The following is a 571-nucleotide window of genomic DNA, read 5'->3' on the forward strand; positions in this document are numbered from 1 at the left end:
CTACAAACACAACTGAGCCCGACCGGAGCCGGGCTGGAATCGACCTTCAACTCTTAGCTGAAATGGCCCGATTCGGTGCAGTCGAGATCAGCCATTAGAGCAGCCGTTACCCATCACGCTGTAGTTGAGAATATGGCGTTGGCCCTTGGAGTCTTCGTATTCCATCTTCATCGGGACAACTTCACACACGTTCGGTACTTCGCTCATGGAAACAACTTTGGCGATGTCCAGGTGGGTGGCGTAAGTGTATTGCTCTACAACCGGTTGTTGCTGTGCGACATCAGTCGGAACCTCGTCTGCCATGGCGGTTGCGCACAGGCTGCTGAGGGCCAGAACTAATAAAGCTTTCATTTCGGATTTACCTTTTAGAGGTCGAATGGGGTCACGCAACCTTTGTGGGGTTGCGTGTGGAGCTTGGGTACCGGAGTGTTTGATTAACTGCCTTTGTGGGGGCTGTATCTCGGTTAATCAGATTGCCTGGTTGGCGGGGCAAATTTTAGGCGTGGGGGTTTTATTCATATAGGTGGGGTTTTGATAAACACTTTTGACAGATTTCGTAACAATCCCCGAG

Annotated in this window: 1 protein-coding gene; it reads right to left on the reverse strand. The window is 51.0% G+C overall.

Going from position 1 to position 571, the window contains the following annotated elements; all coding sequences use genetic code 11:
- Window positions 1–87 precede the first annotated feature (87 nt).
- Window positions 88–351 (reverse strand): DUF2790 domain-containing protein, encoded by a 264-nt coding sequence (locus AC1DRJ_RS31815; protein WP_477805586.1) that lies wholly within the window; start codon window positions 349–351, stop codon window positions 88–90.
- Between the last annotated feature and the right edge of the window lie 220 nt (window positions 352–571).

The sequence above is a fragment of the Pseudomonas sp. P5_B2 genome (genome assembly GCF_056400445.1).

Excerpts from the sequence above, each read along its gene's own strand:
- AC1DRJ_RS31815 (WP_477805586.1), bottom strand. The coding sequence starts at position 351 with ATGAAAGCTTTATTAGTTCTGGCCCTCAGCAGCCTGTGCGCAACCGCC.